A 21,055-nucleotide genomic window follows, 5' to 3' on the forward strand; every position below is an offset into this window, starting at 1 on the left:
CTACCACTCTTTCTCTTTCCATCTTTGCTACATTAACCCATTTTCAATTTTTCAGATTTCACAATCATCTCATTATTTATTTGACACAGACTGTCAAAACAGTTACCATACACTTATGCACAAGGAGGGTGTATTTGTTTTATGAATAATAAAAAAAATATAGACGACTATTTTGATGACAACTTTGAAGTAACTTATACAGGCGATCTCCCGTCGATCCCTGTGGGGCAGGATGATTATGACGACCGTTATGACGACACAGACTACCTTAACGATTATGAAACTGACGACTACTACGATGAAACAGACAGGCTTGCTCCTGATTATGACGATGATTATGAAGAAGAGGATTCTTATTATGACCGCCAAAGACCAGCCAGACGGACAGAACGGAGAAATTCCCGCAGACGTCCCGATTCCTCTTCCGAAGAACTGGCTGCTCCAATCCGGAATATTGCCCGCACCGGAAGTAGTGCCGCTGAGAAACTGACCACTTTCATCCTTCGCCCGGCACCGGTTCTGATGTCCGCCATCATCCTGGCGATTACCTTTTTTTCATTCTGGAATCAGCTGTCTGATTATGGAGATATCAATACACTGACATCCAATCCAGATCTTACGCTGATTGCTTATCTGACTGTCGGAGCGGTTATGCTGATCTGGATGCTGTCTACGTTCTTTTTCACATTAAGTGGCATCCGACACGGAACCGGACGCGGACTTACTTATTTTGTCCTGGTATATGTTCTGTCCTACCTCTTCAGTCTAGCCGCAGCTGCAATTCCTGCTGATGTTCAGTTGCTGACCGGTATCAGAGGCGGTATCCTGGTATTTGGTTCTCTTTACCCGGCATATTTTCCATTCTGCGTGGTGGGAATTATTACTTGTATTTTGCGGAAAATTTTGAAGTAAAACATTCCTCATACTAATGCCTATTCCTTAGGGCATCCTCATATGGTGTTTTTACTTTATAAGTGAACAACAACTAATTACATGCGAAAAAAAGAGTAAGTCAAATCACTCATCTATCTGATTTGACTTACTCTTTTCTTACTTTTGTTTCATTCCCGATGTGTTTCCCAACTTTTGTACTATTTTTTCTATATCATATTCCGGTGCATAGGTTTTGGCAATATCATAGATTCTCTGTATCGTCAAGACATCCTCTTCCAGAAAGTCTGCAATTTCCTCTGCTGACATCCCTTTTTGCAATTTTTTTATAACAATTGAAACTAATGCTTCCCTGTACCCTTCTTTATGACCTTCTTTACGGCCTTCTTCACGTCCCTCTTCACGACCTTCTCGCATCCCAATTATTTTTGCACTTTTCATAAACGAATTATGATCCCACAAAATTTTTTGTCTTTCTTCGTATTCTCTTCTTTTTCTTTCATCTGCACTCATCTTCTCCAGACATTCATAAGCTTCTTTAATATATTCATTTTGCTCTGCCATCTTTGCAAAATCCTTTCTGTTCTTTCCGCTCATAAATCGCATCCACTGGATGATCCCAGTTTCATTCTGACTTTCCGGTGGCAACTTTTTCAATTCCAGAATATGAATCTGCAGCAAGTCCGTCAGCACTTCTCCAGTCTCTTTATCACAGAACATTCCCGCATGATAACATCTGGTATCATTTTCAAAGAAATTAAAGTCCAAAATTCCAACATGAATGCACGGTTTAATTCTATCATAAGTATCCCCTGTTTTCATTTGATCCGTTACCATCTTTGACAGATAATAAAAGCTCCTCTGAAACCAGAATTCAAATGGCACCACCTGCATTTCCAAATCCATCTGCTCTCCATTTTTCAAGAGAACTCTTACATCCAGAATCCCGTATTTATCTTCCGGATATTCTTTCCTTAAAATTGTTGGCATCAACTTTGTTTTCTGAATTTCTTCTGGATCTTTCTTTAGAATTGCCGCAATCAATCCCTGTCTTACTTTTGCATTCTCCATTAATTCTTTGAAGCAGAAATCTACCGTTGGATGCATTATAAAGCTATCCTGATTTTCTGTTAATTGTTTCTTTTCTTCTGTCATATGATTCCCCTTTCTGCATTGTAAAAATATAGAAAGGAAAATCTGACTTTTCTACTATAAATATTTTAACATACTGTCATCCTTTGTAAAGGCAAACTCCCATACTTCTATATTTTCTTTTGCTTTGTTCATTGTCGGGAGTTTACTCGAAAATTGAGCACCGAAAATGAGATACCTTCTGATTATGGTTAATTAGATACTTTTTCGATTTTAGAACTAAATCGAAGTAAAATAACTCTATCACATTTTCCTGAAATCTTATACCCTGCATAACATTTTCGAGCACTTTCGTTGCATTTCAATCATCAGACCATTTTATATGCATATCCAAAAAATCCCGTACTCCATGTACAAATCACATGAAATACAGGATCTTTTTATTTATCTAACTAGAATTTGATAACTCCAAGAATTATACCTGAGATCAGACAGATAATACTTACACCCCAGATCCAGAAGAAACTGTTCTTGATGTGATCTTTGATCTCCACACCGGCAAGTCCGGTTCCAAGGAAAGTAGCAGGAACAACCGGGCTGATGAAAGTTGCACAGTTACGGCAAACAACCATTGCAATGGCAATATGTGCCGGATTTACACCGAATTCGTTTCCGATTCCGATCAGTACCGGAAGCATTCCGAAGAAGAAGGAATCGGTATCAAACATCAGTGTAAGCGGTACAGATACCAGACCTACGATAAGCGGTAAAAATCTTCCCATAGACTGTGGAACTACATTTGCAAGTACATTAGCCATATGAGTCATGATCTCTGTTTGCTGCATCACTCCAAGAAATACACCTGCACAAAGAATCGTAGATGCCATGGTAAGTGCCGGACCTGCATGGGATTTAATGATCTTACCCTGCATTTTTGCACCCGGGTAGTTTACAAAAAGTGCTACTGCACATCCTACCATAAAGATATAGTAAGACGGTACCTTTGCAAGAACCAGGTTTACGATCACTACCAGTGTTACGATTACATTGAACACAAAGAGTTTCGGTCTTGCAAGCTCATTCTTTTCATCATCTGTTACGGCTTCATCTTCAATTCCGCCATACTCGATCTTTTCTGCTGAAGAAGTGCCTGCACCTCTCTTCTTTTCGATATTTCCCCAGATAAATGCTGTTCCAAGTGCAATAAAAATACCTACAACCTGCATCGGAATGATCTGTTTCCACAGTGCATTTGGTTCAATTCCAAGGACAGTAGCCGCACGCATTGTCGGTCCGCCCCATGGCAGAAGGTTCATTACACCCATTGCAGATACACAGATGAGCATCAGAGTTGTTGGTCTCATATTCAGACGTTTGTAAACCGGGAGCATTGCCGGAATTGTGATCAGGAATGTAGAGGCACCGCCTCCATCCAGATGTCCGATCATAGCAATGATACAGGTCATCATGGCAACACCGACTACATTACTTCCGACTTTCTTCATCAATGCATTGATGATCTTGTCGAACATTCCTACATCTGTCATAATTCCAAAGAAAAGTACAGAGAAGATAAACAGCGCTGCAGTACCATGTACTCCTGCTACACCGGCTGTTACAAATTCCCCCATTTCTTCAATCGTAAATGTTCCGGTTGCTACAAGGATTGCACCTGTTACAGTTGATACACTGACAAATGCAAGAGCCGGTACCGTTACATTTCTTAAGAGCAACGCAATCACAATAATGATGGTTGCAAATCCCAATAAGGCAAGCATTGCTTCACTCATGGCATTTTCTCCTTCCTTTTGTACGGGTACTTTTTCGTACCATTTATTTGATGATTCCATTATAAAAACCCAACCTTACACTCTTACAGATTCCTCCTTACATTTTGTTAAGGTAAATCTTTAAAAGTATTAAGGTTGGGTTTGTCTTATCTTACACCTTACAGATATCTGCGTCTTTTTTCTTATATCGGCTGGTTGGCACGATTCCGAATTGCCTCGAGAATTGCGGTATCCGATACCGGTTTTTCTACATATCCGTCAATGATTCCTTTCTGCCGGGCCTCTGCCACCTCACGGCTGACTCCATCAATAATAATAAGCTTCAGCATGTCCAGATATCTGCCTGCAAGCGACATACAGAAATCCACTCCACTGCAATCCTCCATCGTCTCGTCTACTACCAGTACATCTGCCTCCTGCTGTTCCAGACATTTTTGCAGTTCTTCTCTTTTCATACAGGTCTGAATCTGGATCCCGATCTTCTCAAAATTCTTTTTCAGCAGCTGCAATACCTTTGCATTGTCATCTGCCACCACGATCCGATAATCCTTTCTGGGAATATTCTGCACAATCTGTGGCATATGCTCTGTATCCAGTACCGGAAGGTAGATATGAAAGGTACTTCCTTCTCCTTTTTTGCTCTCTGCATAAATATATCCCTTATGTGAAGTAATAATCTGCTCCGCAAGTGCCAGTCCAAGTCCGGTACCCTCTCCCCCTTTTTTCGTTGTAAAAAATGGATCAAAAATCTGACGCAGCGTCTCTTTATCCATTCCACACCCATTATCTTTCACCTGGATATGGATATATTTTTTCCATACATCCGAAAGCTTTTCAATCACTCCCTGAGCCAGTTTTTCTTTTTCTTCTGAATGGCAGGATATTCTGATATTTCCTTGATTTTTTCCAATCGCATGCACCGCATTAACGCAGACATTTAAAAGCACCTGGTTCAGCTGTGTCGCATTTCCAAGGATCATTTCATCATCTACACAAAACTCACTTTCCATATGGATCAGAGGCGTACAGACAGATTCCATCATCCTTTCTGCACGCGTCATAAATTTCTTTATCGAAATATTTTTATAAACGGTCTCTACATTCTTTCGACTCAGGGACGAAATCTGGCGCACTACATCCTTTGCTTTTTCCGAAGCCTCATAAATTTCTTTTGCACTGTCCTGTTCTTCTGATCCTTCCGGAAGTTCCATCATCAAAAGCTCTGCATATCCCATGATCGGAGTCAGAAAATTATTGAATTCATGTGCGATACCACCTGTCATAGTTCCCATGATCTGAAGTCTTTGCTGATGTGCGATACTCTGCTCGCTCCGATGCATTTTTTCCAACTGCTCATTCAGTTCTTTCAGATCATTGATCTCCCGCACAGCTCTTCTCATATCACGCATCACTCTGCCAAATAAGACAACCGCAATACCGGCAGCCAACAAAATACCAACAAAAATACATACCATTTTCAAGAAACCTTCAGCTATCGGTTCGTACAGATCATCGTAGTCGATCACCGCACTGACTACCCAGAAGCTGTCTCCGATCTGAACCGGAGAATATGCACTGATTTTCTGTACTCTCGGACGTTTTTCATTTGTCCACCAATACGAATAATAATGAGAAATACCTTCTTTTCTCTTCTTCTGATCCTCAATCATCTTCTCCAGACTGGAGTAATCCAGATCCGGATACATTTTCTTCCTTCCTGCAATAACCGGAATTCCCCATTGTTCTTTCTTCGGATGCATGATGATCGTTCCTTCTGCATCTTTGACAACAATGTATCCATTCGTTCCGATGTGAATTCCCGAAATCAGTTTCTGATAATATTTTTCCGCATCGATCATCAGACAGATCTTTCTCCCATCCTTCAAAACACGCTTATATACATTATAGATTTTCCCACCTGTATCTTTTTCCATATAAATGCTATTCTTTGCCGAGCTTTGAGTGAGCAGCTGTGAACTTACAATCTGTACATCCTTGACACTCTCTGAAAGCTTTCCCTGTTCGTCTTCCAGGTACAGATTCGTGATAAAACTGGTCTGTGTGTCTATAAATTCCCGATATAGTTGTTTTGCCTCATCCTGCGGTCTGTTCTCTGCTGTTTTTGCAAGAAAGCTTAAACTTTCCTCATATTCCTCTGTGGACATCGCCATATTTTCACTCAGGATTCTGGTTGTCAGGAGCATCTGTTCCTCCTGGTTCTGCATCAAAGTATCTCTGTACTTTTTCCAGACACCAAATCCTGCAAATACAAGAATTACGATTAAAAAAAGTGGAATCGCAGCAATCAGTGTCTTTTTGTTTTTCTTCATATATTCTCGTCCCCGGTTTGTTATCAATTGACTTGTTCTCTTTCTAATATTATAATGTTTTTTATAAGTTGTATAGAATTTATTGAAATTTTTACTTTTGGGAGGTTGCCTCAATGGCTGACAAAATACTGATCGTAGATGATGATCCGGCAATCTGTAAGCTGCTGGAAAAAGTAATGCACAGCAATGAGCTGGAAACAACAACAGTAAACTGTGGCATGGATGCGCTGTCCATCCTGAAAAATCATACATTTGACCTGATCCTTATGGATATCATGCTGGGAGATATGGAAGGGTTTGAAGTTATCAAAAGGCTTCGCAATCAGGGGATCAGTACTCCGGTTATGATCGTCAGCGGACGTAATGAAGACTATGATTCTCTGTACGGGCTTTCACTTGGAGCGGATGATTATATCACCAAGCCGTTCCGACCGCTTGTACTTGGTGCTAAAGTAAAAGCACTGATCCGCCGCAACAAGAATCTGGTACTCGACAATTCCGATACTCTGGAATGCGGTCCATTCAGCTATGATACCACAACCATGCGTTTTTACAAAAATGGCGAAGAACTTATCCTTTCTTCCAAGGAGTCTGCACTTCTTCTGCTCTTTATGAAGCATCCGCAGCAGGTTTTCACCAAGGACATGATCTATGAGCATGTCTGGGGCAATACGGTTGCCGTTGATGACAATGCAATCATGGTCTACATCAACCGGCTTCGTGGTAAGATCGAGGACGACAGACAGAATCCGGCGTATATCCTGACGATCCGCGGACTGGGATACCGTTTTGTTCCGTAAACGACCTTTTCATCAAGAAGAGGCTCCATCCTGAATCTTCTCCTAATGAATAAGAAAGAATGTGCCTCGGCACATTCTCGCGCCGAGCGCGGTCGCTTGCGACATTCTTCATCTTCGTGCGAGTGCGCATCTCCGGCACGCAGTGCCTTTTATTTCATAGGAAGTTCCTTTGGAATTTCCTATGAAATAAAAAGATGACTTTTCACCCGCTCATTTGTGAAAAGTCATCTTTTTTATTCCTCACCAGTCTGGTGCAGTCCATATTCATGGCAGAAAATTTGATTCCCGTTCTCAGTTATTATACGCTCTATTTTACAACTGGAAAGAGGTTCAGGATTGCCCCGTTCTCGTTTGGAATTTTATTGCACAGCATTGCAAGAAACAGTGAGGTGGCAAGTAGATCGGCACACCCACCCGCGCTGATACCACGCTTTATATAATCCGCATCCATACGGATCAGTTTGTCTAACGCATCTTCTGAGTAGGCTCCGCCTTCCTCCAGAAACTGCATCGCTTCCATCTGTACCTGATAGAGTACTGACGGATTCTTTCTCGATAAAATGTTGGAATCCTGCACCCGGCTCATCAGTGCAAAAAGGATCTGTAATTTGATCCGGTTCCACTCCATTCCCCGCAAAAGTCCATCCTCCAGTACCGGAAGCGCAATATGAAAAACAGATGGGTATCCGGCAAGCGCTTCCCCGCGAATCCCTGTAGTCCCGTATTGTACGAGATTTTTCTCACCGTTACTTTTCGCAGGTTCCTTTCCCAACATTTCAATTTCGGCTCTTAAGATCCTGGCAGTCATCTTCTGCTCCATCCGAAGGATGGATTGTAAAGTAACCGTTCCGTCTTCCTGGATACATCTTCCCGCTGCCGCACTGAATATTCCAAGGGTAAAGATCATCCCTTTATGTGTATTCACATGTCCGGTTGCCCGATACATGGCTTCCTCCGCAAGCATTCCGGTCTTACGGATTTCACGGAAAAGATCTTCCGGCGTACAGGTCAGCTGATATCCCTGGTATGCCATTCTGACAAACCACGGATACAACGCCTCTGCACTTCTTTCAAAGGTCTGCACATCCATATCAGTGTGGGCACCACAGGAATACGGATCTACAAGCCCCGGTTTGGGAACCGTATAGACTTCCTCAAGCAGCGCCTGATACGCCATCCGGCCAATCGATTCTGCAAAGTATTCTGCTTTCTCTACTGCCTGGTTCTTTCCCATACGGTTCTCCTTTTATATCCAATTGCCAATAACCTGTAAGCTTTCCGATCATAATTTAATCATCAAATTCAAACGGCTTGATCTGACGGACAACATCCATGATGGTACCGTCACGGCTTTCAATGACACCGACAACACGATCTCCAAACTGTACCTTCTGTGGTTCCCCAGCGATAGAGTAAGCGATATCACGTAATTCTTCGATGGTCTTAAACGGAAGGTCTACATCTTTCATTGCTTCGATCAGATCCTGTCTCTTCGGATTGATTGCAATACCATAATCTGTGATGACAACGTCTACACTTTCTCCCGGTGTTGTGACGGTTGTTACGTCTGTACAGATTGCCGGTGTTCTTCCCTGAAGAAGCGGTGCGATAACGATGGCACATTTTGCTCCGGCCGCTGTATCCGGATGTCCACCCTGCGCTCCTGTGATCATACCATTAGAATCTACAACAACGTTACAGTTGAAGTGTACGTCAACTTCCAGAGCTGCAAGAATTACGAAGTCCAATTTATTGACAACTGCACCCTTGTTGAACGGGTTCGCATACTCACCTGCACTGATCCGGAAATGATGCAGATCTTTTACAGATTCTACGGCTGCAAGGTCAAAGTCCTGTGTATCCAGAAGTGCATCTACCTGACCGTTGATCAGAAGGTCACACATCGGCTTTGTAAGACCACCCACACCAAAACGCATGCGGATATTTCTTTCTTTCATTACCTTTGCAAGTGAAATAGTAGATGCGATAGAAGCTCCGCCGACACCTGTCTGATAAGAGAATCCATCTTTGAAATACGGTGTATTTACAACGAACTGTGTACAGTAATCAGCCATCATCAGCTTTCTCATATCTGTGGTCGGTTTTGCTGCACCTGTTGCGATCTTCTTCGGATCACCGATCTGGTCTACTTCTACAACATAGTCTACCTTTGTCATTGAAATATGTGCCGGAAAGTTCGGGAACGGAACCATGCAGTCTGTGATTGCTACGACTTTGTTTGCATGGAAAGCATCTGACATTGCGTAGGAAAGTACACCACAGTCAGATTTTCCACCAATACCACGGCAGTTACCGTACTCATCACAGGTTGGAGTTCCGATAAATGCGATATCGATCTGTGTCTCACCTGTTACCAGGGCACGTACACGTCCGCCGTGGGAACGCATGATCGCAAGACCTTTTAATTTACCGTTAGAAATGGCTTCTCCGATTTTTCCACGCACACCGGATGACTGGATATTTGTAATGGTTCCATCTTCAATATATTCTACCAGAGGATCATGTGCTTTTCCAAGAGAGCTTGCACAGATAGTAATGTCCTTGATCCCCATATCATGGATCTCTTTCATTACCATATTTACAACGTAATCCCCTTCACGGAAATGGTGATGGAAGCTGACTGTCATACCGTCTTTGATGCCACATTTTATAAGAACATCATGGATACTGTCTACCATCTTGCTTCCGTTGGAATTGATCACACATTCTACTTCCGGTCCGTGTTTTTTATAGACATGTCCGTCAAAATGATGAACACCCTGAAATACTTCTTTACCAGTTGCTTTTAAAATCTCTTCCGGGATATCTCTACCTACTGCGTTAATCATTTTATAAATCCCCCTTATACACACCTGAAGCTTTTGCAAGCTCGATTGTTCTCTTTGCTCCGTCATAGAAAGCGATATCAATCATCTTACCGTCTACTGTAAATACACCGATTCCCTGTGCTTTCTTTGTATCAATTTCACGGACAACTTTTTCTGCGAAAATGATATCTTTCTGTTTTGGTGTAAAGATTTCATGTACAATGTTGATCTGTCTTGGGTTGATGATGGATTTTCCATCAAACCCCATCAGGTGGATATTCTCAACATCCTGACGAAAACCATCCATATCATCCAGATCTGTGTATACTGTATCAAAGCACTGTACACCTGCCGCTCTTGCTGCGATTACCATGTTCTGTCTTGCTCCCATGAGCTCGATTCCGGTTCCGGTAATGTGTGTCTGAAGGTCTTTGGTGTAATCTCCGCCGGAAAGGGCAATACCGAAAAGTCTTTCAGAAGATTCGCAGATATCAAGTGCACGCATCACGCCTCGTGCTGATTCAATAGCTGCCATGATCAGAACACTTCCCTCTTCACGTCCGAAATCTTTTTCAGCCTGAACAACTTCAGCTTCTACCACTTTTACGTCCTGTGCGGATTCTGTCTTTGGAATACGGATCGCATCACAGCCGCCTGCTACTGCGCAGCGGATATCTTCTTTCCAGTAAGGAGTATCCAGTCCGTTAATTCTGACAACACGTTCACATCCTCTATAATTAATCGTCTTAAGTGCATGATAAAGAGAAAATCTAGCTGCATCTTTCTGGTTTTCTGCAACCGCATCTTCCAGATCAAGCATGATGGAATCCGGTTTGTAAATATAAGGATCTTTGATCAGTCCCGGTTTCTGTGCATTTAAAAACATCATAGTTCTTCTAAGTCTTTTTTTATTCGGATTCATTATCTGATCGCACCTCCCCACGGTAAATCTTCGATCTGTCCTACCGAACGGTAAACAGCTGCTTCGATTCTTGCTTTGATCGTACAGTCAAGGGCTCCTTTATCTACGATTGTAAGCTTTACATTATCGATTCCCAGATTTTCCAGTGTTTCATAAGCTACTTTCTTAATCTGGTTTCCATACTGATTGATCACTGCGCTTTCCAGTGAAAAATCAACTTTTCCTTCTCCGGCTTCTACTGTTACCTGGCAGTCACTGGATTCTAATGTTCCTGCAATTGCAGGTTTCTTGATTTCCATTCGTGCTTCCTCCTTAACATCCATTTGCATTAGTATTTGCTTCGTTGTGTTTATCATAGGGCTCTTACCTTACAGGAACACCTATGGTTTTCTTAATAATTGTTAAGGTTTGTAATTTTAAATCATTCTACTGATTTTTTCTTGCTCTGTTATAGTTGATCAGGCATCCGGCCTTTACAATCTTCCGCTCATCCGGTGTCATATCTGCCACATAAAGCGAGATTTCTTCTGCTTTTCCCTGTCTGATCACATAAGCTTTAATCTCCTTCATATCCCCATCCAGTGCCTTTTGTTTCATAGGAAGTTCCTTCGGAATTTCCTATGAAATGAAAAGAAGGGAAACCGCAAGCGGCTCCCCTATATAGTAACAGCTATTTATATGACAGCCGTCAACTATTGTAGTTGGCGGCTATTTCCATTTACCCTTGAAAATCTCATAACAAAGACCTACAAGGGCAACTTTCTTTTCCTTACACTTCCGTAAGCTCTCCGGTCTCAGAATCCATAATGAATCCCTTGATCTCAATATCCTTCGGCATCAATGGATGTGTCTTCAGTGTATGCACAGTCTCTTCTACCGACTTCTCCACAGATTCAAATCCACCCAGCCATTTTTCCAGATCAATTCCGCTGTGTCTTACGATATCAATATGTTCTTTGTCGATTCCGCGCTCTACCAGTTCTTCTAACAGCTCACTTCCATCCATTCCCTGTACACCGCAGTCAGTATGTCCGATGACCATAACCTGCTCCACACCAAGCTCCAGGATAGCAACCAGAAGGCTTCTGACCACACTTCCGTATGGATGTGTAATGACTCCACCTGCATTCTTGATAATCTTCGCATCTCCGTTTTTCAGTCCCAGCGCTGCCGGAAGAAGCTCTGTCAGACGGGTATCCATACAGGTCAGCACGGCAAGCTTCTTGTTCGGGTACTTGCTGGTCAGGTACGGCTCATAACCTTTATTTTCCACGAATTTCTTATTATACTCTACAATCTGTTCTATCATCCTGTGCAACCTCCCATTTGATTTTCACAACGATATTTCATAAAACAGATTATAGACTTTTTTTCTCTGTAAATGCAAGGATTCTTAATGAATTTTAATGATGTTCTTTTTTCCAGTACTGAAAAAATGCCTCCTCCTGCTCTGAGCGGATTCCATACTTTCTTCTCGCAATGTAGAATTTGGAATTCCACCCTGAAGTCTTCACCGGAATCGTCACCACATTGTGCAGCCGCACGATATCCATATACGGCAATACGGCAATCCCGAATCCATTCTCCACAAGTCCTGTGATAACTTCAATCTCTTCCGCAGCACACACCGGCTTTACCTTCATCCCGTCCTCTGCAAAAATCTGCTCCTGCAGAGTACGGAAACCGCTGGTCTTGGAAAACATAATCTGAGGGTATCCGGCTGTCTCCTTCAGACTGATCCGTTCTCTATTTTCAAGCGGATGCCCCTTCGGAACAACTACCGCGATATACGAATCCCGAATCGGATAATACTCGATTTCATCCGATTTCAGAAGATCCGAGCAGAAGCCGATATCATATTTTCCATCCAAAAGTCCTTCTGCGATCTCCGGTGTCATCCGGTTATAGATGATAAATGGAAATGTCGCCCCAAACTCTTTCAGCATATGTGGGATCGTCCCCGGTGCCAGAGGATACACACTGCCAATCCGTACTGTCTTCTCCTCCGTCCGAAGTCCTACCGCCCGCTCTTCCAGACGAAGATACGCTCCCAGAATCTCATCCACATCTTTCATCAGTTCTTTGCCGTAGCGGCTGAGACTCACATTCCGCCCTTCCTTCTGAAAAAGCGGAACTCCATACTCTTCTTCTAACGATTTGATTGCGTGGCTGAGCCCCGGCTGTGAAATATTCAGTGCCTTTGCCGCCTTTCCATAATGCTGGATTTTTGCCAGCTCTGAAAAATATTTTAAATATTCGCTATTCATATATTCCCTCTGTTATCTTTCGCAGTCATCTTATTTTTCAAAATCAACTCTTTACTTTCCATTATTTTAACATATTCCATTCTATTTTAGAATTAGTATATTCAAAATAATCATTTGTTTTTATCAGTTTTCTTCATTATAATGAGAAACAGCTTAAATATAAAATTTTTGTAAATTATTATCTATCAGGAAAGAAGGATTTGTACCTATGAATAACAAAAAATTTCATCTGGCCGGAGAAGTCGCTCTGCTCATCGTCCTGCTGATCAATTCACTCGGCGTGGATCTGATGTCAAAAAGCGGATTCGGGATCTCAACGATCTCCTCAGTGCCGCTTGTATTTAACATCGCCTTCCCGGTGTTCAGTTTCGGAACATGGAATTATATTTTCCAGACACTGCTTGTCATTACACTGATGATCCTCAAGCGTTCATTCTGCCCCGGCTACCTTTTCTCTTTCGTAGTCGGGATCGGATTTGGAAAAATGATCGACGTACACAACGCATGGATCCAGGCTCTGCCGAACTCCCTGCCTCTTCACACGATTTATTTCCTGGCAGGATTCTTACTGGTGTGCTTCGGTATCTGCCTTGCCAACAACTGTATGCTTCCAATCATCCCGACAGATATCTTCCCTCGCGATCTGTCCGGTATTGTAAAAAAGAACTATAAAATCGTTAAGACAACCTTCGATCTCACCTGTCTGACGACTACTGTGATTCTTTCCCTTACAATCCTCCACGGATTCTACGGCATCGGAATCGGCACTGTCTTCTGTGCATTCCTGACTGGAAAAACCGTTTCCGCCATCCAGAGTTTTCTTGGAAAACACGTGGAATTCTACCGTGCAACTGGGAAGAAGAGAGTTGCTCTTGAAAAGAATATGAGACATGCATAAAAGAAAAAAGATTTCAATTTTGATACATACCAGATCGGATACATCAAAACTGAAATCTCTTTTGGATTCTGTAGCCAGTCTTATTTTCTCAACTTCTCCTGTCGCATTGACAAACCTTTTTCCCATCCCGTATACTAGAAGCAGACTAATATCCTGCAAGGAGGCTTAACTACTATGATTATCAAAAACGGACTTGTCATCGATCCTGCTTCCGGACTTTCCGAAAAAATGGATCTTCTGATTGAAGATGGCATCATCAAAGAAATGGCATCCCTGATTACAAAAGAAGGAGAGGAAGTCCTTGACGCAGCCGGGCTTGTGGTTGCACCGGGACTGATTGACACCCACGTTCATTTCCGTGATCCGGGATTTACTTATAAAGAAACCATCCACACCGGCGCACTTGCCTCTGCAAAAGGCGGTTTTACTTCCGTGATCTGCATGGCAAATACTTCCCCGACTGTGGACTCTGTTCCGGTTCTCAAAGACAACCTTTCGCGTGCTTCCAAAGAAAAGATCCGTATCTTCCAGGCTGCTTCGATTTCCTGCAACCTGAAAGGGCAGGAAGAAACCGATATGGACGCCTTAAAAGAAGCAGGCGCATGTGGATTTACCGATGACGGGATCCCACTTCTAAACGCAGAATTCTGCTTCCACGCAATGGAAAAGGCGGCAAAGCTTAACGTACCGGTCAGCCTTCACGAAGAAGATCCTTCTTTCATCCGCAACAACGGAATCAGCCACGGAAAGGTATCCGATGCGCTTGGCATCTACGGTTCTCCTTCCATTGCAGAAGAATCTCTGGTTGCAAGAGACTGCATGCTGGCACTGAAATCCGGCGCCGATGTTGTGATCCAGCATATCAGCTCCGGTATCTCTGTCGATCTGGTTCGTACTTATAAGAAAATGGGTGCAAAACTTCACGCCGAAGCCACACCGCATCATTTTACACTGACGGAAGACGCAGTCCTTGAGCATGGAACACTTGCGAAAATGAATCCGCCGCTCCGTACCGAAAAGGACCGTCAGGCGATTATTCAGGGACTTGCAGATGGAACCATCGACTTGATTGCCACCGACCATGCACCGCACAGCAAAGAAGAAAAAGCAAAACCAATCACCGAAGCTCCAAGCGGAATCATCGGTCTGGAGACTTCCCTTGCCCTTGGCATCACAAGCCTTGTAAGACCGGAACATTTATCTCTTATTCAGCTTCTGGAAAAAATGACCATCAATCCGGCAAAGCTTTACCACCTTCCATACGGACAGCTCGCCGAAGGAAAGGCAGCTGACCTTGTGATCTTCGATGAAAACGAATGTTGGACTCCGACCGAATATGCATCCCTTTCATCCAACTCACCATTTACCGGAACTCCTTTGTATGGCAAAGTGAAATATACAATCTGTGATGGAAAAATCGTTTATCATGATTAAAAAAATCCACGGACTTTGAATCTTCTAAAGTCCGTGGATTTTTCCATCTTCTTATTTTTCTTCCAGCATAAAGTATTTCATACTTGTTCCGCTTTCCGCCACATCCGCAAGGTTGATACAACTGTTTCCCATACGGTCGATCAGATGCAGGATATTGGTAAACGGAGCAGTAAGACTCGCCTTACATTTTCCTTTATTGACACGCTCAATATGCGCTTTCCGCATCTTGATATCCAGATCCAGAAGCTTATCCTTTCGCTTCATCATCTTGCCTGGTTCAATACCATCATCTCCCTGCAGTGCCTTCAGAGAATCACAGAACATCTTATTCAGAACCTTCAGACTCTTCTGCAGCTCATCCATCGCTTCCGGTGTATATTTATACTTCCTGTCTGATCTTTCCAGCATACATTCTGCCATTTCCACACTTAAGGTTCCCATACGTTCCACATCGCTGAGCACACACATGAGGCTCGCCGTCTGCGCTGCCTGCTGCTCGGTCAATGAACCGGAAGAAAACAAAGCTGCAAGATATTCGGTAATACATTTTCCAAGGCGTTCAACCTGTTCTCCGTTTTCTTTCAGACCGTCAATGGATTTCACTTCTTCATTTTTCACAAGCTCAATCGTTTTCTTCAGAATATCTCTTACCTGGTCACTCATACGGAAAATCTCTTTTGCTACAAGCTGCAGCGCTGCTGCCGGCTGACTGATGATATTTTCATCCAGATAAATCGGGCTGCCTGGATCTTCGACACCTTTTTTGCCATCCGGGATCAGTGTCATGACAATCTTCACCATCAGTTTAATCAGGCATACCCAGATCAGTGTCATTGTAATGTTAAATACAGTATGTGCATTTGCAATCTGTCTGGAAATCACTTCAATCTCCGGACCTTTCGGTGAAATGCTCTGGATCAGTGCCGCAAATGGTTTTACGAACCAGATAAACAAAAAGCAGCCGGAAATATTAAAAATACAATGCGCCACAGCGGTTCTCTTTGCATCTTTTGACTGTCCGATACTGGCAAGGAGTGCTGTGATCGTTGTACCGATATTATCACCTAAAAGAATCGGGATTGCTCCTGCAAGCCCTATTATACTCGTAACCCCGTCCGATCCCGGCTGGGAAGCAAAGTTCTGCAGTACCGCAATGGTCGCACTACTGCTCTGTACGACCAGCGTCATAAGTGTACCAACTGCCACACCAAGTACCGGAATATGTGCAACCCGTCCGATCAGGTCTGTGAATACCGGACTGGATGCCAATGGTTTCATGACATCTCCCATTGTCTCAATTCCAAGGAACAGAAGACCAAAGGCAAAAATCGTCTGGCCGATACTTTTTACTTTTTCTGATTTTGTTACAAATGAAATCAGAAATCCTATAAAAATAATCACATAAATATAGTCACTGATCTTAAACGCAATAATCTGTGCTGTCATGGTTGTACCAATATTTGCACCAAAAATGATGGAAATTGCCTGTGGCAGGTTCATCAGTCCCGCACTTACAAAACCGATCGCCATAACTGTCGTCGCACTGCTGCTCTGGAGTACCGCGGTTGTGAGCGCACCGGCAAGCACTCCCAGAAGCGGATTCTTCGTCAGAAGTGCAAGAATGCTTTTCATCTTATCGCCCGCCGCCTTTTGCAGACATTCACTCATCATATTCATTCCATAGATAAAAACTGCCAGACCGCCAAGCAGTCCGAAAATGATCTGAATTTTCTCGTTCATATTAATTCCTCTCTCAATTTACCCTGTGTTTGTTAATATCTTTTAAACTTACTTTTTACAATGATGTCTTCCCTTTCAGCTCATTTTCCATTTTATCTGTGGTCTATGCAATTCCAATCAAATCTATGTTAAGTTTAGGTTAAATTTTCTTTCTTCTATCATTTTTTCTTTCTCATGATCATAGTTATGTAAAATCGCATTAAAAAAGATTGTGCCTCGGCACATTCTCGCGCCGAGCGCGTTGCTGAGCGCCAGTGGCGCTCCTGTTCTATCTATAAATCTATCCAATCCCAAGCACACCATATCCAACTATTCCAAACACCGCCGCAAGAGTGATCACCTTCGGTACAGACCAGTTCTTCTTCAATATCAGATAGAACATCACCGCTCCGATCCCGCACCCAAACCAGTCAATCCTCGCATCCGGAAAATAATTTTCCTGCATCAGATCCAGAATCACCGCAAGGATCATTGCGATGCAGATTGGCTTGATCACATTTAACATACAGCTCATAATATCATTGCCACGGAACTTTGCGAAGCACACCGCTACGCCAAGCGTCAGCGTATAAGCTGGCATCAGCACGCCCATAACCGCTGCAATCCCACCCAGAACACCTGCCGTCTGCATCCCGGCAAAAGTCGCACAGTTAATCCCAAGCGGTCCCGGTGTCATTTCTGCGATAGCGATCAAGTTAGTCAGATCCTCCGCCGTCATCCACTGATTGACCTTCATCTCCTGCATAATAACCGGGATCATCGACATTCCGCCAAAGCTGGTAAATCCGATTTTCATAAACGCTGTAAAAAGTCTGAGATAGATCATGCCGTCTGTCCTCCTCTTGTCTGTTTCACCGCTCTTATAGAAAGCGCCAGTATCACTCCCGCTACGATCATCACCACATTACTGATATCCGTAAATACACAGAGCGTCAGTGCTAACGCACAGATCGGGATTGCTGATTTTCTGCGGAACGCTTCTTTCCCCAGTGAAAGTGCCGCACTTCCCATAATCGGAACTACCGCACAGCGGATTCCGCGAAGTGCCGCATAGCACCAGACATTACTTTTCAGCACCTTATAAAATGCAGTAACAAACGACAGGATCAGAACCGCCGGACAGGTCATTCCGAGTACTGCACAGACACCTCCGAACCAGCCACCTACATAATAGCCAAACAGCATACTGATATTGGTGATCATAATTCCGGGAACTGACTTTCCAACCGCAACCATATCCAGCAGTTCCTCTTTTGTGATCAGCTTCCGTTTATCTACAAACTGTGTCCTTTTTCCGATCCATCACCAAAAGAGGAGGGCATCTCTGCCACTCCTCAAATTCATTTGCCTGCGTTATCTGCAGTTCCTTTTATTCTGCTTTCAGAAGATCACGATCTCGGAAAGATCAGCCGGAAGATCTGCGATACTGCTGCTTTCCATCCAAATATCCGCTGCATCTGCACCAGCAGTAATACTGCCTTTTCTCTTGCAAGACGAGGGATGGGGATTGCCTTTCTTCCTGAAATTTATGCACGGACTACTTCCTTTCCGGACATTCATTTCTTTACCCCGGATCACTTTCATGACACCAGGGACATCTGTGCTGTCTATCGGAAAAATATTTATCATCACGCACAGTTTCAGGCGCTTCTTGCTCTCCTCCGCGAGATTGTCCCGGCAATCTACAGGGCAGCTTAGTCTGCCCTGATCCGTACCTTAATTCTCTTCTTTTACTCCCTTACTCTACATTTTTCAGTGCCTCATCCATCGGCACATGTTTAATCCTTCGATATTCTAACATTGCCACAACTGCATAGGTTCCAATCCCGATCAGGAACATTTCCACATAGATCTTCGGATCGATCCAAAGCGCGATCCAGCCGGAAATACTAGTCAGCATCATTTCCCGGAACAGCACATTCATAACTGCTTTCTCAATCGGCAGGCTGAGAAGCAGACAGATGATCACCACGATCGTCGTCGGCCAGATATAAAGCCTGCTGATCTCTCCATTGGTATATCCCAGGATCTTCGTCATGGAAATAGCCTGTGCATTTTTCTCAACAATGATCTTGGACAACAGATAGATCACAACCATATAAATACCGATTGCAAAAGCGTTGACCATCCCCATCATATTTCCCATAGATACATCCAGCTGTCTCGAAATCTTTGTCAGTGCTTCCAGATCAAGTACAGAGCCAATGTATTTCTCATCTATATCCGTAATCTTGGAATTGGAAAAATATCCACTGTAATAATCGTTTCCAAGATCAAAGGTATCATTTAACTGTTCCTTTGACATAAAGACGCAGACGCCTCCGCTGTAGTTGTAAATTCCTTTGATTTTAAATGTATATTTTGTTTTTTCGTATTTTTCTTTTAGTGTGATTGAATCTCCAGGCTCCAACAGAAATTTTTCTGCATAAGCACTGGAAATGTAAACTCCGTCATCATCGATAAAATCCACATCAACATACTTGCTGTCCGGCTGAATTCCATACAGAATCACTTCATCTGTTTTGTATTTACTTGGCAATGTCTCAAGTGAATACGCACTGAATACTTCTGCATCTTCATTGTCCGTTTTTGTTCCATAAGAGAACTGCAAAAGTTCCAGCATACTGTCCAGCTTATTTCCGCTCATGGCGCTTACCGGAACCTCTAGCATATACTGGTATTTTGCAAGCATATTGCTCTGGATATCCTGCTGATAATGCGAAAGTACTGACGGTAGCAAAAGTCCAAAGAATAAAAGCAGATTCGCAAATATGATTCCAATAAAAAGTACAATGTAATTGCTCATATTCTGGAAGATCACACGGAGCCGGAATCGATGGAAAATTCCAAGCTTCGGACTTAGCCGGACTGCTCTTTTCCGCCTGCTTCCAGAAAGATCTCTTCTTAGGAATTTCAGCGGTGAAAGCCTCAGCTTATAACGAAGGATTCCATAGTTGACTACCAGCATGATCAGCACCGGAACCACCGTTGTCATCCAGAAAGCCTCTGCATTCCATACTGTCACATAGGTCGGCAGACTATAGCTTCCATAATACATCCCCGCACATACTTTTTTCAGTGCTGTATAACCCAGAATATTTCCGACCACCGCACCGATCAGCGTAACGATCACCGGAAGTGCCATGTAATGTCCGATCAGTTCTTTTCTTGTATACCCGGAAGCCCGCAGAGTTCCGATCACGCCTGCTTCTTTACGGATCGTATTGCTGATCGTGATTCCAAATACAAACGCAATGATCACAATGATCATATAGAGGAGCATTGTGATCATTGCACGGTCACTCCCCATATCATCACCGGTAAATGTAATTGCCTGGTTCAGATACTGTGGCACAAAAGACTCCAGAGTGACTTCTTCCCCCAGTGCTTCCATCAGATCTTCCGACATCTTTTTTTCCTGTTTTTCATTTTTCGGTTCTTTGTCATACACCCAGGAATAACTGTACTGAATCTTATCCTGATTCAGAGATTCAAACTCTTCCGGTGTTACAACCGATACCCCGAATTTGATTGCATCAAACATGCTGTCATTATTGTTCTGGAACAGACAGCTATAGTCAGACAGTGCCACAAATCCTGTGACTTTCCACTTTTGTGAACCACTTTTCAGTGTATCTCCGACAGAAATCTTATTATTGTCCGCATACATACGGTCAATTGCCATTTCTCCTGCTTTTTCAGGAAGCTTTCCTTCCATCAGGCACACCAGGTTGATCTCTTCCCTGTTTTTGAAAATACGCATGGTACTTCCATTATCCAGTGCCTCTTCCAGATAAAAGTTTTCATACAGTGTCACACCATTTTTCTCGATGTTTTCCTGTTGTGCTTTGGTAATTTTTTTCTTTACCCGGAAATTTCCATCTTCAATCTTATATTTTTCAAAGCCTTCATTATATGCTTTTATCATGCTTCCGTCAGCAACCAGAAAGCCGGATACAAACCCAATCGTTGCAATCATAAGGATCAGAACCACCAGGTATTTTCCAATTTCTCCCTTCAGTTCTCTCGGAAGCCGTTTTCTCAACGGACTCTTCATAACACG

At 43.1% G+C, this 21,055-nt stretch carries 19 protein-coding genes; 5 read left to right on the forward strand and 14 right to left on the reverse strand.

Annotated features, from left to right (window positions below; translation table 11 throughout):
* The first annotated feature begins 141 nt into the window (after window positions 1–141).
* Window positions 142–912, forward strand: coding sequence for a hypothetical protein (locus PGW42_RS03010; RefSeq protein WP_270202843.1), 771 nt, complete (start codon window positions 142–144; stop codon window positions 910–912).
* Window positions 913–1,050: 138 nt separating this feature from the next.
* Here PGW42_RS03010 and PGW42_RS03015 read toward each other — a convergent pair whose 3' ends face one another.
* The 3 genes from PGW42_RS03015 to PGW42_RS03025 all read right to left on the reverse strand — a co-directional run bounded on the left by PGW42_RS03015 (window position 1,051) and on the right by PGW42_RS03025 (window position 6,103).
* Window positions 1,051–2,046, reverse strand: a complete 996-nt coding sequence (locus PGW42_RS03015; protein WP_270202844.1) for an Rpn family recombination-promoting nuclease/putative transposase — start codon at window positions 2,044–2,046, stop codon at window positions 1,051–1,053.
* Window positions 2,047–2,435: 389 nt separating this feature from the next.
* Complete coding sequence (locus PGW42_RS03020; protein ID WP_055157528.1) at window positions 2,436–3,773, reverse strand: CitMHS family transporter; 1,338 nt, start codon at window positions 3,771–3,773, stop codon at window positions 2,436–2,438.
* Window positions 3,774–3,955: 182 nt separating this feature from the next.
* A complete protein-coding gene (locus PGW42_RS03025; RefSeq protein ID WP_270202845.1) occupies window positions 3,956–6,103 on the reverse strand; it encodes a sensor histidine kinase in 2,148 nt (715 codons plus the stop codon).
* A 113-nt stretch (window positions 6,104–6,216) separates the two neighbouring features.
* Here PGW42_RS03025 and PGW42_RS03030 point away from each other — a divergent pair, with 113 nt between their 5' ends.
* Window positions 6,217–6,903 (forward strand): response regulator transcription factor, encoded by a 687-nt coding sequence (locus PGW42_RS03030; protein WP_008371972.1) that lies wholly within the window; start codon window positions 6,217–6,219, stop codon window positions 6,901–6,903.
* A 307-nt stretch (window positions 6,904–7,210) separates the two neighbouring features.
* Here PGW42_RS03030 and citG read toward each other — a convergent pair whose 3' ends face one another.
* The 7 genes from citG to PGW42_RS03065 form a co-directional block, all read right to left on the reverse strand.
* A complete protein-coding gene (citG, locus tag PGW42_RS03035) occupies window positions 7,211–8,137 on the reverse strand; it encodes a triphosphoribosyl-dephospho-CoA synthase CitG (protein WP_008371973.1) in 927 nt (308 codons plus the stop codon).
* A 55-nt stretch (window positions 8,138–8,192) separates the two neighbouring features.
* A complete protein-coding gene (gene citF / locus PGW42_RS03040; RefSeq protein ID WP_117834452.1) occupies window positions 8,193–9,752 on the reverse strand; it encodes a citrate lyase subunit alpha in 1,560 nt (519 codons plus the stop codon).
* Window position 9,753: 1 nt separating this feature from the next.
* Window positions 9,754–10,653: an aldolase/citrate lyase family protein gene (locus PGW42_RS03045; RefSeq protein WP_008371977.1), complete on the reverse strand. Its 900-nt coding sequence runs from the start codon at window positions 10,651–10,653 to the stop codon at window positions 9,754–9,756.
* Window positions 10,653–10,952 carry a citrate lyase acyl carrier protein gene (gene citD, locus PGW42_RS03050; RefSeq protein ID WP_044998939.1) on the reverse strand — a complete coding sequence of 100 codons (300 nt, stop codon included), beginning with the start codon at window positions 10,950–10,952 and terminating at the stop codon, window positions 10,653–10,655. Before citD ends, PGW42_RS03045 begins: the two co-directional genes overlap by 1 nt.
* A gap of 127 nt (window positions 10,953–11,079) precedes the next feature.
* A complete protein-coding gene (locus PGW42_RS03055) occupies window positions 11,080–11,250 on the reverse strand; it encodes a hypothetical protein (RefSeq protein ID WP_195250295.1) in 171 nt (56 codons plus the stop codon).
* 172 nt (window positions 11,251–11,422) lie between these two features.
* Window positions 11,423–11,962, reverse strand: a complete 540-nt coding sequence (locus tag PGW42_RS03060) for a beta-class carbonic anhydrase (protein ID WP_173689121.1) — start codon at window positions 11,960–11,962, stop codon at window positions 11,423–11,425.
* A 94-nt stretch (window positions 11,963–12,056) separates the two neighbouring features.
* A complete protein-coding gene (locus PGW42_RS03065; protein ID WP_270202846.1) occupies window positions 12,057–12,920 on the reverse strand; it encodes a LysR family transcriptional regulator in 864 nt (287 codons plus the stop codon).
* Between the two features lie 208 nt (window positions 12,921–13,128).
* Between PGW42_RS03065 and PGW42_RS03070 the strand changes: the two genes are divergently transcribed.
* On the forward strand, window positions 13,129–13,818 hold the full coding sequence (locus PGW42_RS03070; protein ID WP_118217569.1) for a DUF6198 family protein: 690 nt from the start codon (window positions 13,129–13,131) through the stop codon (window positions 13,816–13,818).
* A gap of 174 nt (window positions 13,819–13,992) precedes the next feature.
* Window positions 13,993–15,252, forward strand: coding sequence for a dihydroorotase (locus PGW42_RS03075; RefSeq protein ID WP_270202847.1), 1,260 nt, complete (start codon window positions 13,993–13,995; stop codon window positions 15,250–15,252).
* A 51-nt stretch (window positions 15,253–15,303) separates the two neighbouring features.
* Here the strand turns inward: PGW42_RS03075 and PGW42_RS03080 are convergent, their stop codons facing one another.
* The 3 genes from PGW42_RS03080 to PGW42_RS03090 form a co-directional block, all read right to left on the reverse strand.
* On the reverse strand, window positions 15,304–16,992 hold the full coding sequence (locus PGW42_RS03080; protein ID WP_270202848.1) for a Na/Pi cotransporter family protein: 1,689 nt from the start codon (window positions 16,990–16,992) through the stop codon (window positions 15,304–15,306).
* Window positions 16,993–17,272: 280 nt separating this feature from the next.
* A complete protein-coding gene (locus tag PGW42_RS03085; protein WP_270202849.1) occupies window positions 17,273–17,818 on the reverse strand; it encodes a chromate transporter in 546 nt (181 codons plus the stop codon).
* Window positions 17,815–18,291 (reverse strand): chromate transporter, encoded by a 477-nt coding sequence (locus PGW42_RS03090; RefSeq protein ID WP_270202858.1) that lies wholly within the window; start codon window positions 18,289–18,291, stop codon window positions 17,815–17,817. The genes PGW42_RS03085 and PGW42_RS03090 overlap by 4 nt, the downstream gene beginning before the upstream one ends.
* Before the next feature lie 45 nt (window positions 18,292–18,336).
* Here PGW42_RS03090 and PGW42_RS16220 point away from each other — a divergent pair, with 45 nt between their 5' ends.
* On the forward strand, window positions 18,337–18,690 hold the full coding sequence (locus tag PGW42_RS16220; protein ID WP_195250291.1) for a LysR family transcriptional regulator substrate-binding protein: 354 nt from the start codon (window positions 18,337–18,339) through the stop codon (window positions 18,688–18,690).
* A 40-nt stretch (window positions 18,691–18,730) separates the two neighbouring features.
* On the opposite strand, the gene PGW42_RS03100 is transcribed toward PGW42_RS16220, so the two are convergent.
* The gene (locus PGW42_RS03100) at window positions 18,731–21,049 is read right to left on the reverse strand and encodes an ABC transporter permease (protein ID WP_270202850.1); all 2,319 of its coding nucleotides are present in this window, start codon (window positions 21,047–21,049) and stop codon (window positions 18,731–18,733) included.
* Window positions 21,050–21,055 lie beyond the last annotated feature (6 nt).

This window comes from Coprococcus sp. TM115-187, assembly GCF_027679115.1.
Taxonomy (GTDB): Bacteria; Bacillota; Clostridia; order Lachnospirales; family Lachnospiraceae; genus Allocoprococcus; species Allocoprococcus comes.

Excerpts from the sequence above, each read along its gene's own strand:
- PGW42_RS03010 (WP_270202843.1), top strand. The coding sequence starts at position 142 with ATGAATAATAAAAAAAATATAGACGACTATTTTGATGACAACTTTGAA.
- PGW42_RS03015 (WP_270202844.1), bottom strand. The coding sequence starts at position 2,046 with ATGACAGAAGAAAAGAAACAATTAACAGAAAATCAGGATAGCTTTATA.
- PGW42_RS03020 (WP_055157528.1), bottom strand. The coding sequence starts at position 3,773 with ATGAGTGAAGCAATGCTTGCCTTATTGGGATTTGCAACCATCATTATT.
- PGW42_RS03025 (WP_270202845.1), bottom strand. The coding sequence starts at position 6,103 with ATGAAGAAAAACAAAAAGACACTGATTGCTGCGATTCCACTTTTTTTA.
- PGW42_RS03030 (WP_008371972.1), top strand. The coding sequence starts at position 6,217 with ATGGCTGACAAAATACTGATCGTAGATGATGATCCGGCAATCTGTAAG.
- citG (WP_008371973.1), bottom strand. The coding sequence starts at position 8,137 with ATGGGAAAGAACCAGGCAGTAGAGAAAGCAGAATACTTTGCAGAATCG.
- citF (WP_117834452.1), bottom strand. The coding sequence starts at position 9,752 with ATGATTAACGCAGTAGGTAGAGATATCCCGGAAGAGATTTTAAAAGCA.
- PGW42_RS03045 (WP_008371977.1), bottom strand. The coding sequence starts at position 10,653 with ATGAATCCGAATAAAAAAAGACTTAGAAGAACTATGATGTTTTTAAAT.
- citD (WP_044998939.1), bottom strand. The coding sequence starts at position 10,952 with ATGGAAATCAAGAAACCTGCAATTGCAGGAACATTAGAATCCAGTGAC.
- PGW42_RS03055 (WP_195250295.1), bottom strand. The coding sequence starts at position 11,250 with ATGAAACAAAAGGCACTGGATGGGGATATGAAGGAGATTAAAGCTTAT.
- PGW42_RS03060 (WP_173689121.1), bottom strand. The coding sequence starts at position 11,962 with ATGATAGAACAGATTGTAGAGTATAATAAGAAATTCGTGGAAAATAAA.
- PGW42_RS03065 (WP_270202846.1), bottom strand. The coding sequence starts at position 12,920 with ATGAATAGCGAATATTTAAAATATTTTTCAGAGCTGGCAAAAATCCAG.
- PGW42_RS03070 (WP_118217569.1), top strand. The coding sequence starts at position 13,129 with ATGAATAACAAAAAATTTCATCTGGCCGGAGAAGTCGCTCTGCTCATC.
- PGW42_RS03075 (WP_270202847.1), top strand. The coding sequence starts at position 13,993 with ATGATTATCAAAAACGGACTTGTCATCGATCCTGCTTCCGGACTTTCC.
- PGW42_RS03080 (WP_270202848.1), bottom strand. The coding sequence starts at position 16,992 with ATGAACGAGAAAATTCAGATCATTTTCGGACTGCTTGGCGGTCTGGCA.
- PGW42_RS03085 (WP_270202849.1), bottom strand. The coding sequence starts at position 17,818 with ATGATCTATCTCAGACTTTTTACAGCGTTTATGAAAATCGGATTTACC.
- PGW42_RS03100 (WP_270202850.1), bottom strand. The coding sequence starts at position 21,049 with ATGAAGAGTCCGTTGAGAAAACGGCTTCCGAGAGAACTGAAGGGAGAA.